We start from the raw sequence: 14126 nt of genomic DNA, 5'->3' as shown, positions 1-14126 counted from the left end.
ACTTGCCTTACTGCGGCACCGACACACCGGCTTCGCGCAGCCAGGCCAGGAACTGCTGTTCATCCCAAATTTCCAAATCGGGCCGCTCCCCGGACTCGCGCAGCCGGTGCGCCTTCTCTAATTTCGATCCCGCCTTTTCACCAGCCACCAGCACATCGGTGTTGCGGCTGACGCTGCCGGTGACTTTTCCACCGCAGCGCTCAATATATTCCGCGGCCGTCTTGCGGTCGAGGGTCGATAAGGTTCCCGTGAGGACGAACGTGCGTCCTGCGAACCGGCCGCCCTCTGCTGCCGCGGCGGCCCGATTAAGATAACGCATGTTAACCCCAGCTGCCCGCAGTTTTTCAATCACCGTCTTGGCGCCCGGATTGGCAAAGAAGCTGACAATGCTCTGCGCCATCTTCGGACCGACCTCGCGAATTTGAACCAGCCGCTCGGTATCGGCCGCAGCCAGCGCATCCAAGGTACCAAACTCGCGCGCCAACACTTTTGCCGCCTTTTCTCCGACCAACCGGATCCCCAGGCCAAACAACAACCGCTCCAGCGAATTTTCCTTACTTTGGCGAATGGCCGCCAGCAGGTTGTCAGCCAGCTTTTCGCCCATCCGGTCGAGGGTGAGGAGTTGTTCCCGAGTCAACGTGTATAAATCCGCCACATCGTGAATCAGTTGATGTTCGAGCAACTGGCTGACCCATTGCTCGCCTAATCCTTCAATGTTCATCGCATCGCGCGAGACAAAGTGGATAATGCCTTCGCGAATCAACGCCGGGCAGCGTGGATTGACGCAGCGCCACGCCGCCTCCTCGGGCAGGCGCAAGAGCGGTTCCCCACACTGCGGGCAGTGCGTCGGCATTTGAAACGGGACTTCCTCCCCCGTTCGGCGCTCTGGCAGAGAACGAACCACCTCCGGAATGATGTCGCCCGCTTTTTGTACGACAATCCAATCCCCCACGCGAATGTCCTTCTCGCGAATCAGGTCCTCGTTGTGTAGGGACGCCCGTGCGACCGTCGTGCCCGCAAGAAACACCGGATCGAACGAGGCGGTCGGGGTGACGGCGCCGGTCCTGCCCACGCTGAGCGTGATGGCGCGCAGGCGAGTCTCGGCTTGTTCCGCCGCAAACTTGTACGCGATGGCCCAACGCGGGCTGCGCGCCGTGAAGCCAAGGCTTCGCTGTTGCGCCAAGGAATTGACCTTTATCACCATACCATCCGTAGCGTATGGCAGTTCCCGCCGGCGCTCCGCCCAGGAATCGATATACGCGAGGACATCTTCGATGTTGTCAAACACCCCGCGCTCCGGATTCACCGGCAGCCCCAGTTCACTCATCCACTGAAGTGCTTGTTCGTGTCCTTGAATCGTCTCCTGCATCGGCCCTGCGTCCGCCAGGTGGTAGACGAACACAGCCAGCCGCCGGGAGGCAGCGATTTTCGGATCCAGCTGGCGCAGCGATCCGGCCGCCGCGTTGCGCGGATTGGCGAACACCATCTCGCCGGCCGCTTCGCGTGCCTCGTTAAGACGCTCAAAGGCACGCTTTGGCATATAGGCCTCGCCGCGCACCTCAATCGACACAGGCTCAGCAAGCCGCAGCGGAACACTGCGAATGGTCCGAATGTTGGCCGTGATGTCCTCGCCGACTTCGCCGTCCCCGCGCGTGGCCCCGCGCACGAAAAGCCCGTTCTCATAGCGGAGCGATACGGCCAAACCGTCGATCTTCAATTCGCACACATACTGGACCGGAGATGAAATGACCGCACGCACCCGTTTATCGAACTCCCGTACGTCCTCCGGCCCATAGGCGTTGGCCAAGGAAAGCATGGGAATCTCGTGTTCCACTTTGGCAAACCCGGCCAGCACCTCCCCGCCGACGCGCTGGGTGGGTGAATCGGGTGTGACCAGTTCCGGATGACGCGTCTCAAGTTCCACCAGTTCCCGCAAGAGCGCGTCATATTCCGCGTCTGTGATTTCTGGATTATCCAGAACGTAGTAGCGACGATTGTGATACTCAATCTGCTCCCGCAGCTGTTTTATCCGCGCCGCCGCATCCATCGATGTCTGTTCCCGCTGCATCGTCATGCCTCCGCCTGCACTTTTTCAATCGGCGCAAACCGCGCCAAAAGTCGTTTCAAACCGGTCGGGGCTGGGAACGCGATGACCAGCTCAATGTCTTCCCCTTCCCCGCGCGTCTCCACAACTGTACCAATTCCCCACTTTCGGTGTTCCACCTTATCACCGGACTGAAAGTCGAAAGAGCGGTTGCGACCGAAATCCGACACCTGATGTCCCCAGGTTCGGGAAGCACGCTGAGCCGCGCCGTTCTGACCGAACGCGGTCCTTGCGCGCCCTGGTTCGGCTACCCTCTCCACCGCCTCCTTGGGCATTTCAGCCAGAAACCGAGACGGCGTATACTGCCTGTACTGGCCAAAAATCATCCGCGCCTGACAGCTGGTGAGAATAAGCTGCTCACGCGCGCGGGTCACCCCCACATAACAGAGCCGCCGCTCTTCTTCCATCTGGTCTGGCGATGCGAGTGCCCGACTGTGAGGAAAAATCCCTTCTTCAAAGCCAGTGATGAAGACAACCGGGAATTCTAACCCTTTTGCGCTGTGCAAGGTCATCAGCACCACCTGGTTCGGGTTTTCCTCCTCGGTCGCGGGTTTCCCTCCGTCCAAATCCGTGTCCGCAATCAGCGCCACTTCGGTCAGAAAGGCATTCAATCCCTCGCGTGGCGATCCGTCAAATCGCTCGTCAAACTCGGAGGTAACCGACAGAAACTCGCTCAGGTTTTCCAGTCTCGCCTCGGATTCCAACGACTTGTCCGCCATCAAGGCCTGCCGGTACCCGGTCCGATTCAAGACCTCCTCAGTTAGCTCGGTGACGTTGAGCGACTCGCTCATTTGCACGAACGCCTCGATGAGGTCGACAAACTGGGCGATGGCCTTGCGCGCCCGGGCACTGACCCCGGCGTCCTCAGCCGTCTTAAGCGCGTGATATAAGGATGTCCCGCCCACGGCCGCGGATTGCCGGAGTTTGTTCATAGTCGTCTCGCCGATACCGCGTTTGGGTTCGTTGATGACGCGTTCCAAGCTGACGTCGTCATCGACGTTGGCAATTAGCCGCAGATACGCCAGCACATCCTTGATTTCTTTGCGTTCGTAGAACCGCAGGCCACCAAAAATCCGATACGGAATGCCGCGCTGCAGCAGATACTCTTCCAAAACACGGGACTGCGCGTTCGTACGGTATAAGATGGCAAAGTCCCGGTAATCTTTCCCCTGTTGACGGAGTTCGTCGATTTGGTCCATCACAAACCGGGCCTCTTGGCGTTCATCCTCCGCCGTATACAGAACCACTTTGTCCCCTTCCGGGTTCTCCGTCCAGAGGTTCTTCTCCTTGCGCTGCTGATTGTTGCGAATGACCTGATTGGCCACCTTGAGGATGGTCTTGGTCGAGCGATAGTTTTGCTCCAAACGGATGACCTTGGCATCCGGATAGTCCCGCTCAAACTGTAGGATGTTCCGGATGTCTGCACCCCGCCATCCATAAATCGACTGGTCCGAATCCCCCACCGCGCACAAGTTGCGTCGACCCGCAGCCAACAGGTGGACAAGGCGGTATTGAGCGTGGTTGGTATCCTGGTATTCGTCGACGTGAATATAGTGAAACCGGTTATGATAGAAACGCAAAACGTCCGGCGCCTGCTCGAACAGCTGGACCGTTTTGAGAATCAGGTCATCAAAATCCAAAGCGTGATTGGCCCGCAGCCGCTTCTCGTACTCTAGCCAGGCATCCCCGGCCACTTTTTCAAACGGCGTCGCTGCTTTGTCACGATAGCGTGCCGCGCTCTGCAAGACATTTTTCGCACTGCTGATGGCCGATTTGACCGCGCGCGGATCGTACTGTTTGGTATTCACGTTCATGTCCGTCAGCACGCGGCGAAGGACAGCCACCTGGTCCGCGTCGTCCAGAATCGTGAAATTGGACGGATACCCTAAGTGCTCGATGTCTCGGCGCAAGATCCGCACGCAGCTGGAGTGGAAGGTGGACGCCCATACATCGTGGGCCATTGGGCCTGTCCACTGCTCAATCCGATCGCGCATTTCCCGCGCCGCCTTGTTCGTGAACGTAATGGCAAGGATACTCCACGGCGCCGCGCGCCGAGTGGCAATCAGATACGCGATGCGACGTGTGAGCACACTGGTCTTCCCGCTCCCAGCCCCGGCAATGATGAGCAGCGGCCCTTCCGTCGTCTCAACCGCTTCACGTTGTTGTGGATTCAGCCCGGCAAGGATTTCGTCAATGCCCGGCGACACTGAAAACATCCGAATCTCTCCTTACGGCTGCTGATGACAGCCCAGCTCTGTCCATCCATTATACCTGAAGACCGTCACCCAGCGGCAAACATCCGTTCGCATTGTTGTTCCTTGCAACATGCGGGTTGACGAAGGCGCCAACACGTGATATAGTAGACGGTGTTCGACGCGATGGACGCAACGGAATGTAGCTCAGGTGGTAGAGCGCACGGTTCGGGACCGTGAGGTCGCAGGTTCAAGTCCTGTCATTCCGACCAATCCTTGATGTGACTGGATTCTCGGGGATTTTTGAAGGGGAACGACACAAGTGGTCGCACCAGACCACTTTCCCCGCCCCAAAGACCACTTCTCTCCTGTGCAAAACACGGGAAGGAGTGGGTTTTTTGTTGTTGAAATTTGCTGTGAAGGATTTTTTGGACGACCGGACATACAAAAATGTGTCGCCGTACACAGTCGCAGGTTATAGGCGAACGCTCGATGAGTTTCATGACTTCTGCGTAAGGCAGAAAATTGTCGATGTAACGGAGGTCACTCCTGCGGTTATCAAGCAGTACTTCATCTTCTGTCAACGGGAGAAAGGGAATAATGCCGTCACGCTGAATCACAAGTTGATTAACCTCCGTGCGTTTTTTAACTACCTGCAGCAAGAAGTGGAACTGTTCACCGAAAGCAATAACCCCATTCGCAAAATTTCCAGGTTCAAGACCGACGTGAAGATTGAAGTTTTCACGGACGAACACATTCGTCAAATCCTCGGGTACTTTCGCAGGATGAAATATCGGAACAAGTCGTTTTACGCGTATCGCGATTCAACAATTGTTATCACTCTGCTCGGAACAGGCGCAAGGCTCGGAGAACTGATCAACATCCGATGGGCAGATGTTGACTTCCAGAATTCAACCATCACCCTGTTCGGCAAGAAGAGGGTGGCCGTCGCCATCCCGATGGTTGCAAAACTCCAGCAGGAACTGGCGGAGTACAAGGTGTACATTGAACAGCGATTCCCTGAATTGCCCGAGTACGTGTTTGTGGATTCGCGCGGCAGGAAACTGTCCGACAACGCCATCAAAACGATGTTTAAGCGACTGAAACACATCATGAACTTTAAGGACGTACGCCTGTCGTGTCACACCTTCCGCCACACATTCGCGCATCGCTGCCTAATGGCCGGCATGGACATCTTTACACTGCAGCGGATGCTGCGCCATGAGGATTTGACGATGTGTAAACGCTACTTGGCCCTTTGGGGGAATGCCCTGAAAGAGCAAAATGACAAATACAATCCCCTGAACACGATTCAACTTTAAACCAGGGGTATGTCTCGTGGATGACCGATCCGAGGGTCTATCGCGCAGAAGGAGGCCTACTACGCTTCACATGCCCGGAGCGGGCGGGCGAGCCTTTCCAGACCCTCCCGCCCGCTGGTGTACAACCAAGGGGTCAGCCGTTGAGAACGGTAATCCCGACCCAATACTCTGAACCCCCGTGGGCTCTCTTCTTTTTGAGACCCGGGAAATACTCTTGAAGGCGCTTGTTGAATCGGACCTTCTTGAGCGGATGAACCCCGGAATCAACGCACCACTGCTCGTACGCAGCGTACAAAGCCTTGGTGGCGACGGTTCCGGATTGTGCTACGCATTCATCAATGAATGCCGCCACACTATCCGCGTCCCGAATATAGTCTTCAAGCGCCTTTCGAGTCGATGGTGTCTCCTGGAATCCTCCGCGACGGTCCAATCGCCGCAGTCCCTCAACGGCAAGGTTCAGGAGGGCGCTCAAGTTTTCCGGAAACTTTAACCGCTCTTCCAGCGTCGGATCTGGCTTCTTATCATTCGGCCCATTCCCAAAAGTATAGGGGAAAGGAATCACAATCCACCGACGGAAGAACGCCTTTGACACGTCGCGACTGGAGGGCAATTCATTGGCGGAGAAAATCAGTTTCGCGAATGGCCGAAAGTCGAAGGCGTCTTTACCCTTGTATTCGGCATTGACACGGTCACCTGATACGACCGATTTAAAGGTACTGCTCTTCTCCAAGGCGCGGTACTGCAGGTCTGCGAACGTGTTCACTAACTTGTCGCGGAGACCGGCTAGTTTGAAACGATTGTGTTCGAGATCGTGAAGTGGGATGTTCGTGACGTTCTCGCTGCCCACGAAGGCACTGAGTAAGTTGATGAGCGTTGATTTTCCATTGGATCCTTCGCCAGTTAGCAAGAACGCTTTCTGGAAACGCGCAGTGGGGACCAGACAGTAGCCAAAGATTTCATACATCAAGGGCACGACATCCTCGGGCAACACGTCCTTGAAGAACTGCTCGATTTCTAGGGATTTCGCCGTCGGGTCGTACACAACTGGGATTTGAATCGTTGAGAATCGTTCTGGCGAGTGCGGCTTTAAGGCTCCTGTTTTCCAGTCGAGCAGACCGTTTTTCACGTTGATGAGTCCGTCATCTGGATTCGGCTCGTGATCCGGTTCCACGTAACGTTCATTGCAGATCCACTTTAACGCCTCCTCAACGTACGTACTGCGGCTGTGTTCGCCCAGCATCTTTTGAGCCAGACGGCGGATCTCCATTTCCCCGTGAGGTCGATACACCCCGTCTTTGTATACGTAAACTACCCCTTTGTAATACATCACCGGCAATTGGCGCAAAATCGCGCCACCGAGTCTTGCCGTGATGATTCTTCCACGCTCATCGAGCCATTCCGCTCGGGGTGCTGCAGACGTCGCAGCCAAATTTGGATAGGAGACTTCGAGTTCCTTTACCCATCGCGGGTCTTTTGAAAGTCGCTCCAGCAGGGTAATGTCATTTCCGAGGTTCACCCAATCTGTCACGTCTCCCTTTTCGGGTAAACCAGGCAACGTGAGTACTCTTATCCTCTTGGCAATTCCCTTGAGGGTTTGGGCTACTTCGTTTGCATGCATACGCCCAGGCAAGTCGTTGTCAGGAATGATGATGACGTCTGCTCCCTCGAAGTATCGATTAAACGCCTTATCCTTGGGCCAACTGCCTGCACCGCACGGGTTGGTCGTCGCCGTTATTTTGTACGCACCGAGCGTATCAGCGTCCTTTTCTCCTTCCACGATGTAAATGGGAAGACCTATACGAATTGTCTCCAAGACATCAGGCAGGTTATAGGGTACTTTCCGGGCCGCGGCTCCGACGAGCCAGTTTTCCCCATCCCAGTGATACTGGCACACTCTTTTTTGTGCACCGGTGCCGTCGACACCGACCAGCAAAACAGGGGAACCATGCTCATCCTCGTAGATGTGTTCTCTCTCGTGATTTCGCCACTTAATGCCTCTTGAGCCGGAGACACTTGACGTACACGTATACGTGGACACGCCATGTTCCGAACTGCCACCGGGCGCCGGAACACCGAGTTCCCGGGCCAGGGTCTCCGCTGTTCCACCTTTGCCACAACCGTGGCAATAGAACAGACCAGATGCCCTGTTCACTGACAGAGATGGGTTACGATCATCATGAAATGGGCACCGCGTACGACCTTCTTCTCCAGACCAACGAATGGGGTACGGAAGCACTTCGATGAGCCAATCTTCGAATGGATAGAAAGAGCGTTGCATTGTATGACGTCCTCCTTTGGGGGGTTAAATTGTCCGCGCAAGGGAGGGCGCGGAATAAGGAGGGTGTGGGGAAGGATGTTGAAAGGGGATCCGATGGCGCTGGTCCTGGTGGCACTGGTCCCGATGGCGTTGGTCCCGATAGCGCTGGTCGCACCAGGAGCCTCGTCCCAGGCGACCAGCGGTCACCGTCTAGTCAAAATTGCTCAGATCAAGGTGGGATACCGTACGACCACCCGATTTACTTTCAGGTGTCGCTCCGGTGTTTGATGAGGTGAGTTGCGAAGTAACACGGGATGGTTGCGCGGATGTTGAAGGGGCTGATGCGGCCGTTCGCCGGGATGAGGGCGATGGAGGAGGAGCCACAATACCTTCCGCCTCCATCCCCCTCTGCAGCAGGAAGAAGAGGTGCTCACTGAAGCCTTTTGAGTGGGCCTGTCGGTAGTGATTCAAATATGCCACAACGTTCATCGGTGCTCCCAAAGGCACACGAAAGGTAAATGGCTCGCCCACAACCAACTTTTGATTACTCATCCTCGTCAACCGCCTGAAGCCGCATCTGCAGCAGTTTGAAGTACTAGACCGCGTTCAACCACACCGATGCCTGAGCGTCTGGCAAGAACCGCAATGGATAGCCTTCAGTGTTCAATGATTCCAGGTATGGACGGAGCAGAACACTGCCGCCGCCCACCATGTGGGCCATGTCAATGTGACCCGCCTTGGTAAACAGTCGGCGGAGAAAGTCATACTCAATCACCGCAAGTTTGCCAAGTTCCTCACGAACAATATCATCAATGGAGATCCGCCGGAAAGATACCCTGTTTCGCAGTTCCGGCATTGGGTGAGTGAGCGTCCTGACGACATCTTGTCGATTTTTGAATCGATAGCCAATTTCCCTACTCACCCGCTCGGCGATCACGTCCAAGTACGGCGAAACCCCTTCGCGCAGGCTGTCACTGTGGTAGTTGTCGAGTTTGCCCCCTTTTGACATGTCGGCTATGCATACATCGGACGTTTGGCCGCCGATGTCCGCGACGAGAATCGTGGCAACGCCAAACTCTGGACTCCGCAAGTTTCCCTGGTCGTCCGTTGTGAGATCGACAATACCTGCGTGCCCTTCCGCAAATACCGCGACTTCCTCCAACCGGATGCGTACAGTTTTACCTTTGTACCAGGGCGTATCTAAGAAGCGGACCTCATGTCTTCCCTTAAGCCGGTCGGCAAACCGTTGTTTCTTCCCCTGCTTTACCTCGGTAAGCGGCAATCCGCAGGCCAAGTGATACGCAGCATCGATGACGCCTCCATGGTCCGCAAAGTTCTGTACTGCATCGATGGCCAGGGCCGTCAAGGCCACAATGATGTTTTGATCGCTGTCACTCTTGACGGTCTCGATCCCCACTTCTTGGGCAAGCGGGTGAGTCGTCGCGAGGTTCCCAACGACGTATGTTCCTCCACCGCTCTTCAATGCATTGCTGACAATTTCGACGTGGAGACCATCCAGCGGGTCTCTTTCCAGTTCAATCAGCGGACGTTGCTGCTTTTCTTCCGCTATGATGTTGGGAAGCCACAATCGATTCCTCAAAGTCCCGAAGACTGCCTTGACCGCATCGTTTCCAGCGTCCACCGCTGCCAACCGTAGTGTAGCCATATATCAACATCCTTTCTTTTCTCGGTGTGTATGGAGCAAAACGTATTCGTAAACGTGCCGTCTGTAGGCGGCAACTTCATGTAGATCAAAACCGTAAAGAAAGTGGGGACTCTACGCTGGGTGAATGTTTGCAGGGCGCGAAGGGGCCTGGAAAGCCAAAGGAGCCGAAAGATGTGGTGTTCCGCCAACTGAAAACAACAGTGGTTAAGCGGGGATGTCGATGAGTCCGGCTTGATAGAGGTAGGTGATGCCTACAGAAGCCGCATCGGAGATGTCCCACCGGTCGAATACAAAGGTTCTCGGTAATCCGAGGAGTCGCCGGACCCCTGAAGCCACCAAGTCTTTTGACGCACAACCATGTCCGCCAACGATCTTGCGGACGGTTGAAGACGGGATGTCAAACACGTCGTATCCGTCCAACACCTCCTCAATTACGCCGTGCACCTTGGCAAGCGCCAGGGTTGCGAGGTTGTTCCTGTAAAACATGCGTTCCTTTGCAACAGAGCGCTCGATGGGGTACGTTTGCAGTAGGCGTTGCACCTCTTGGCGAATACTTCGAAGGGGATTGTTTGCGGTTTTGGTATCAATGAATCCGCCAGCGACAAAACGTGGGGTTCGCTTCGCAACACCGATGATGGCCCATCCGGTGCTTGCTTGGCTCGGATCAAGACTGAGGTACAATCTCTGCATGAAATCACCCTTCTGCTCATGAAATTCGGCGGTTGTACCGCCATAACCACACGCATCCAAGAAGGGTGTAATAGACGGGTGTGGACCAAAGCCTTTCCCGATTAAATACGGACGAGTGAGGACAGGAGACCGTCGTGACATTCGTGTTTGACAAACAGCCCTCGTTGCCGAGCGGAAGAAAACAAATCGGTGATTCCGAGGAGCACATGCCGGAGGAATCAGGAGGATGTTCACCTTTGCAAGCACATCCTACCATGCTAAAACGACGCATTTCAACTCCTTAAGAAAATTTTTTTCGCAAACGGACTGCATTCGCCAAGTTGCAATTCTCACTAGCCCCCGGTTGTTGCCAAGGGTACGTCATCTCTTAGGTTTATGCGCTTTCGGTCATCGTGTGGAACCACGAGGAGCGTAAACCAATCCATTTACCAAGGGCTTGAGAGGCCATGCGGTTCTTTGAGCCTCTACAACAGCAAAGATCGTTACGTTGTCCGAATCGCCCGTTCCTCTTTCGGTGGCCACTCTAAGACGGGAGAACTAACAAGCATGCAAGAGATATTCGGCCCGGAAAGTGAGATAATCGCGTCAAAGGGATGATTTTCACCTTGTTTAGGTGCGTTTCGCGATCATGGCGCTGAGCCATGTTGGATCGCGGGACTCCAAAACGGAGATTCATCCATCGAGCGAGGTGATCAACGTGCATGCACTTGGCGACGACGATCTTGAAGTAGTGCGTTCATCGATTCCCCGGCTCGCCGAATGCATCCGTGACAGTGAGTGCCCAGAACTCATCACGAGTGTTTTTGCGCGGCTGCTACAAAGGATAAGCGGAGAGACGATGGACGACATTCAGGACATCTTGATGCGTCTTGTTGACGTAGCCGTGACCGATTCCAGAAAAACAAGTGACAACGTGACAGTGAATGAGATGCTTCCACAAGTCCTGCGTAAAATTGAGGAAAAGCGCAATCGCCCATCGTATACGCGGCAATTGATCCAAAAGTACGAATCCGAGTTTACAGAAGTTGCCCTGCGCGCCATGTTCGGAGATTCGACGAGACGATAAACACCAAGACCGACAAAGATTCCTAGGTCACCTTCGATGTGTTATCAACTGCATGCTGTATGCCGCCAAATTACGGCAATGACCAGAGCGCGGGGAGTGATGACTCTGGTGAGCAATTTGATGTGCTTTGTAAGAAGAGTCCTGGGCTTGCCGGGCACCATTGCGCAAAAGACCCTGCACCTTCCGGACGGAACGGTCATTCGTTGGGGCAGGGTGCATGTTGGGGAGCCTATTCCACCAGCAAGACCGCGTCGTCTGACTGAAGTTTCACGCCATCAGCGATTCAAAGCACCAGGGGCTGCCACGAAGAAACCGGAAATCTAACCACTGGCGCCATCACGCGAAGCCCTATGTCCGCAGTCCCCTGATCCGGTCCTCACAGCGCCGTGTCTACGTAGACGTAGTCGTAGTCGTAGACGAACACGTGTACCTCAACGCTTGTAAAGTACCTGACCCATTTTGAAGGGACGCAAGACAGCATTACCAAGGGTAACGGGACCTTTGTGTACGTTTGCAAACCGTAAATGCGAAGGCACGAACGCAAATGAAATGTAAACACTGCAAGGCGCGTTCAGAGGTAACCATAAGGGAGGGATAGGCCGGTCAAATTCCCTCCGAACCTATCATCCGCACCCATCATACGTTGTCAACAACATGAACAATGCGCTCATCGACCGGTTCGATTGCGTAACATTCCCTGCAGATGAGCGCAACCTGCCCAACCCCCGACAAATCATCCACCGCTGCCTTACCCACTTTAGGTAATCGCACCACGACACTGCGACGGTCGACTGTTCCCTTACCTGCATCGCAGACAATCGTTGCCTCGGGACAGACCATCAACTCATCTGACGGGATATCTTGAGGTACTTGTCCCGGGTTAAATACCTCTCCGAGCAGATACTCACCGCAACACACCGGACAAAACACGACAGTTGCCATTCAGAACACCTTCCTTCTCTCGGCTAAAGCACTCAGTCGATCCAATTCAACAATATCGGAATTTTTTAACATAATTCAAGACAAGCCGATCGATGGTAGCGGGCCCAACAACAAGTTCGTCAAAGTTGAGGTCGTCGTCGAGACGTTGTCCATCCCCGCAAACCACCACAATCCCATACAAGCGGGGCAGCGCACATCTTCAAACGTTTGAACAACCGACAATCCCAAGTATATAAGGCAATCATGGGAACTTCCAGGGGAATAGCGGGTCCTGGTTTGGCCATAGGCTGCGAGTTTCATCCTGGTGATGACACCCCAAGCCTTGCGTACAATACTTGTACATTGGTTGTACAAGGTTTTATTGCCTACCACAACCCGAAAACCCGCGCCCCGTGCGGGAAGTTGGGTGGCGTACAAAAGTACAACGTTTTTCAGGGCTCCTCCCCTCTTGTTTATTGCTACAAGAGGAGGTGATGGTCCCCCTAAGGAGTTGACGAAGGTCTTGTACTTTTGTACGGGAGCCCGGATTCCCTTGTGGCACAAGGGTTTTCGGGAGTCTCAGCCCTTCGAAAGTTTTGTACCGACGTTGTACAAAGCCCCCGTTTTTTGTACACTGGACCGCCACACACCGCACTGCCCGCCTCTCCGCCTTGGTAGAAAAACGAGGGGGAAGGGGCCCCCAAGGTGCGATGCCTCGTAGGATGCCTCGTGCCCCCTTTCCACATAGTCCCCAGAACCCCTTCTCCGGACGCGGGTAGTCACGTTGCTAGGAACTTCGCGTCAGCGGTGTCGATACTCCAACAGCAGCCTTCCCCGTAGGAGGCCTTTCCCGTCGGCAGCGTCCCCGTAGGCAGCGTTCCCGTAGGCGGCCCTCCTGTGGCGCTACTCCCTCGGCGATACTTGCTCCCCTTCTGAGGGACATTCCCCCCGAGGAACATCTCCCTCGTGAGAGACATCCCCCTCGTGAGGAATATCCCCCCATGGGGACACGCCATGGGTACACACCCTGGGAACACGCCACGAACCCCCCAGTTGACGTGAGGAGCCAATGGTTGACGTGATCATCCAAGAATGTGATAATGACGCCGAGTAGCATCAGCCAGATTATTCAAATCCGGCCAAGACTGCGAAAGGGGCATCGCCGTGCGGCGTAGAATGTATGCACTTGCCGACGTCGGTATTCTCAATCTATTTGGGCTTCTCTCTCTATTTGGCTGCAGCCCAAATCATGTCGCGGTCTCCCCGAATGCTTCTAGTGGTTCTGTGCCCGCCAATATCTCTACTGAGGGAAACGCGGTAGCAAATAACGCTTACGCGGAATCGAATAACACTACGTCGGATAACACCACATCAGGGAACACGATATCGACTAACAAGCCACAGGAATCCACGGCTGCCAGCCCATGGCCAGACGCGAATTGGGTTTTAACCGATGCGCTGATGAAACAAGAGCAATGGGTGACATTGTACAATCCGAATCTGGCGATCAATCAAGGGGTGTATGGTCAGCAATACGACTATGAGCACTGGCAGATTCCGTCCAAGTGGACACCCTATCTTTACAAGAACGAAAAGTGGACGGACACCCATCCACAGGAACTAAACCACGCCACGCTGTTTATTACGCTTCAGGGAACGGTATTTTTGAAACAGGGGGCAGCAGGACGGGATTGGCCCCCCATTTCAGCAACCGATATCCCTCCCGATGCGACTATCGTTGCAGAATTCGTACCTGTAAAGAAGGCGGTGGAGGCAGGCATCATCCCGGTGTATCACTCTCAACCGCAGGTTGATAGTGTTTCCACCACGGTACTAGAGGTGCTCGGTATGAACGAAGCCGAGTACCAAAAGTTCATCGGCCAACCAAAGCAATAAGATGATCCCTCA

The 14126-nt window shown here is 54.7% G+C and carries 10 protein-coding genes, 1 tRNA gene and 1 pseudogene; 5 read left to right on the top strand and 7 right to left on the bottom strand.

The features are described 5' to 3' along the window. Positions 1-7 precede the first annotated feature (7 nt). Together ligA and pcrA are read right to left on the bottom strand one after the other, a co-directional pair. On the bottom strand, positions 8-2068 hold the full coding sequence (ligA, locus tag H522_RS0110740) for an NAD-dependent DNA ligase LigA (protein ID WP_155836351.1): 2061 nt from the start codon (positions 2066-2068) through the stop codon (positions 8-10). 2 nt (positions 2069-2070) lie between these two features. Then, positions 2071-4320, bottom strand: a complete 2250-nt coding sequence (gene pcrA, locus H522_RS0110735; RefSeq protein WP_035453545.1) for a DNA helicase PcrA — start codon at positions 4318-4320, stop codon at positions 2071-2073. 172 nt (positions 4321-4492) lie between these two features. Here pcrA and H522_RS0110730 point away from each other — a divergent pair. Further along, positions 4493-4568: transfer RNA gene (locus tag H522_RS0110730), tRNA-Pro, on the top strand. A gap of 126 nt (positions 4569-4694) precedes the next feature. Continuing rightward, positions 4695-5618, top strand: a complete 924-nt coding sequence (locus H522_RS0110725) for a tyrosine-type recombinase/integrase (protein ID WP_026962308.1) — start codon at positions 4695-4697, stop codon at positions 5616-5618. Positions 5619-5751: 133 nt separating this feature from the next. Here the strand turns inward: H522_RS0110725 and H522_RS20580 are convergent, their stop codons facing one another. Together H522_RS20580 and H522_RS22520 are read right to left on the bottom strand one after the other, a co-directional pair. Next, positions 5752-7551, bottom strand: coding sequence for a phage/plasmid primase, P4 family (locus tag H522_RS20580; protein WP_245578086.1), 1800 nt, complete (start codon positions 7549-7551; stop codon positions 5752-5754). Positions 7552-7722: 171 nt separating this feature from the next. Further along, positions 7723-7896 (bottom strand): annotated as a pseudogene (locus H522_RS22520) (CHC2 zinc finger domain-containing protein); the annotation flags it as partial. 75 nt (positions 7897-7971) lie between these two features. Between H522_RS22520 and H522_RS0110715 the strand changes: the two are divergent. Beyond that, positions 7972-8163 (top strand): hypothetical protein, encoded by a 192-nt coding sequence (locus H522_RS0110715; RefSeq protein ID WP_026962307.1) that lies wholly within the window; start codon positions 7972-7974, stop codon positions 8161-8163. A 307-nt stretch (positions 8164-8470) separates the two neighbouring features. Here the strand turns inward: H522_RS0110715 and H522_RS18940 are convergent, their stop codons facing one another. Both H522_RS18940 and H522_RS0110705 read right to left on the bottom strand, forming a co-directional pair. After that, complete coding sequence (locus H522_RS18940; RefSeq protein ID WP_035453557.1) at positions 8471-9541, bottom strand: ParM/StbA family protein; 1071 nt, start codon at positions 9539-9541, stop codon at positions 8471-8473. A gap of 204 nt (positions 9542-9745) precedes the next feature. Continuing rightward, complete coding sequence (locus H522_RS0110705; protein WP_026962306.1) at positions 9746-10231, bottom strand: crossover junction endodeoxyribonuclease RuvC; 486 nt, start codon at positions 10229-10231, stop codon at positions 9746-9748. A gap of 628 nt (positions 10232-10859) precedes the next feature. On the opposite strand from H522_RS0110705, the gene H522_RS0110700 reads away from it, so the two are divergent. Continuing rightward, on the top strand, positions 10860-11297 hold the full coding sequence (locus H522_RS0110700) for a hypothetical protein (protein ID WP_155836349.1): 438 nt from the start codon (positions 10860-10862) through the stop codon (positions 11295-11297). 636 nt (positions 11298-11933) lie between these two features. Here the strand turns inward: H522_RS0110700 and H522_RS0110695 are convergent. Beyond that, complete coding sequence (locus tag H522_RS0110695) at positions 11934-12239, bottom strand: hypothetical protein (protein ID WP_026962304.1); 306 nt, start codon at positions 12237-12239, stop codon at positions 11934-11936. A 1143-nt stretch (positions 12240-13382) separates the two neighbouring features. Between H522_RS0110695 and H522_RS20575 the strand changes: the two genes are divergently transcribed. Then, positions 13383-14114: a hypothetical protein gene (locus H522_RS20575; protein ID WP_051344176.1), complete on the top strand. Its 732-nt coding sequence runs from the start codon at positions 13383-13385 to the stop codon at positions 14112-14114. The last annotated feature ends 12 nt before the right edge of the window (positions 14115-14126 follow it).

This window comes from Alicyclobacillus herbarius DSM 13609 (assembly GCF_000430585.1).
In the GTDB taxonomy this organism is placed as follows: Bacteria; Bacillota; Bacilli; order Alicyclobacillales; family Alicyclobacillaceae; genus Alicyclobacillus_G; species Alicyclobacillus_G herbarius.
Note: the sequence above shows the minus strand (reverse complement) of the source record. Positions and strands in the feature narration are given on the sequence as shown.

Bases quoted from the DNA above. Each gene is read 5' to 3' on its own strand.
- ligA (WP_155836351.1), bottom strand. From the start codon at position 2,068: ATGCAGCGGGAACAGACATCGATGGATGCGGCGGCGCGGATAAAACAG.
- pcrA (WP_035453545.1), bottom strand. From the start codon at position 4,320: ATGTTTTCAGTGTCGCCGGGCATTGACGAAATCCTTGCCGGGCTGAAT.
- H522_RS0110715 (WP_026962307.1), top strand. From the start codon at position 7,972: ATGTTGAAAGGGGATCCGATGGCGCTGGTCCTGGTGGCACTGGTCCCG.
- H522_RS18940 (WP_035453557.1), bottom strand. From the start codon at position 9,541: ATGGCTACACTACGGTTGGCAGCGGTGGACGCTGGAAACGATGCGGTC.
- H522_RS0110705 (WP_026962306.1), bottom strand. From the start codon at position 10,231: ATGCAGAGATTGTACCTCAGTCTTGATCCGAGCCAAGCAAGCACCGGA.
- H522_RS0110700 (WP_155836349.1), top strand. From the start codon at position 10,860: ATGGCGCTGAGCCATGTTGGATCGCGGGACTCCAAAACGGAGATTCAT.
- H522_RS0110695 (WP_026962304.1), bottom strand. From the start codon at position 12,239: ATGGCAACTGTCGTGTTTTGTCCGGTGTGTTGCGGTGAGTATCTGCTC.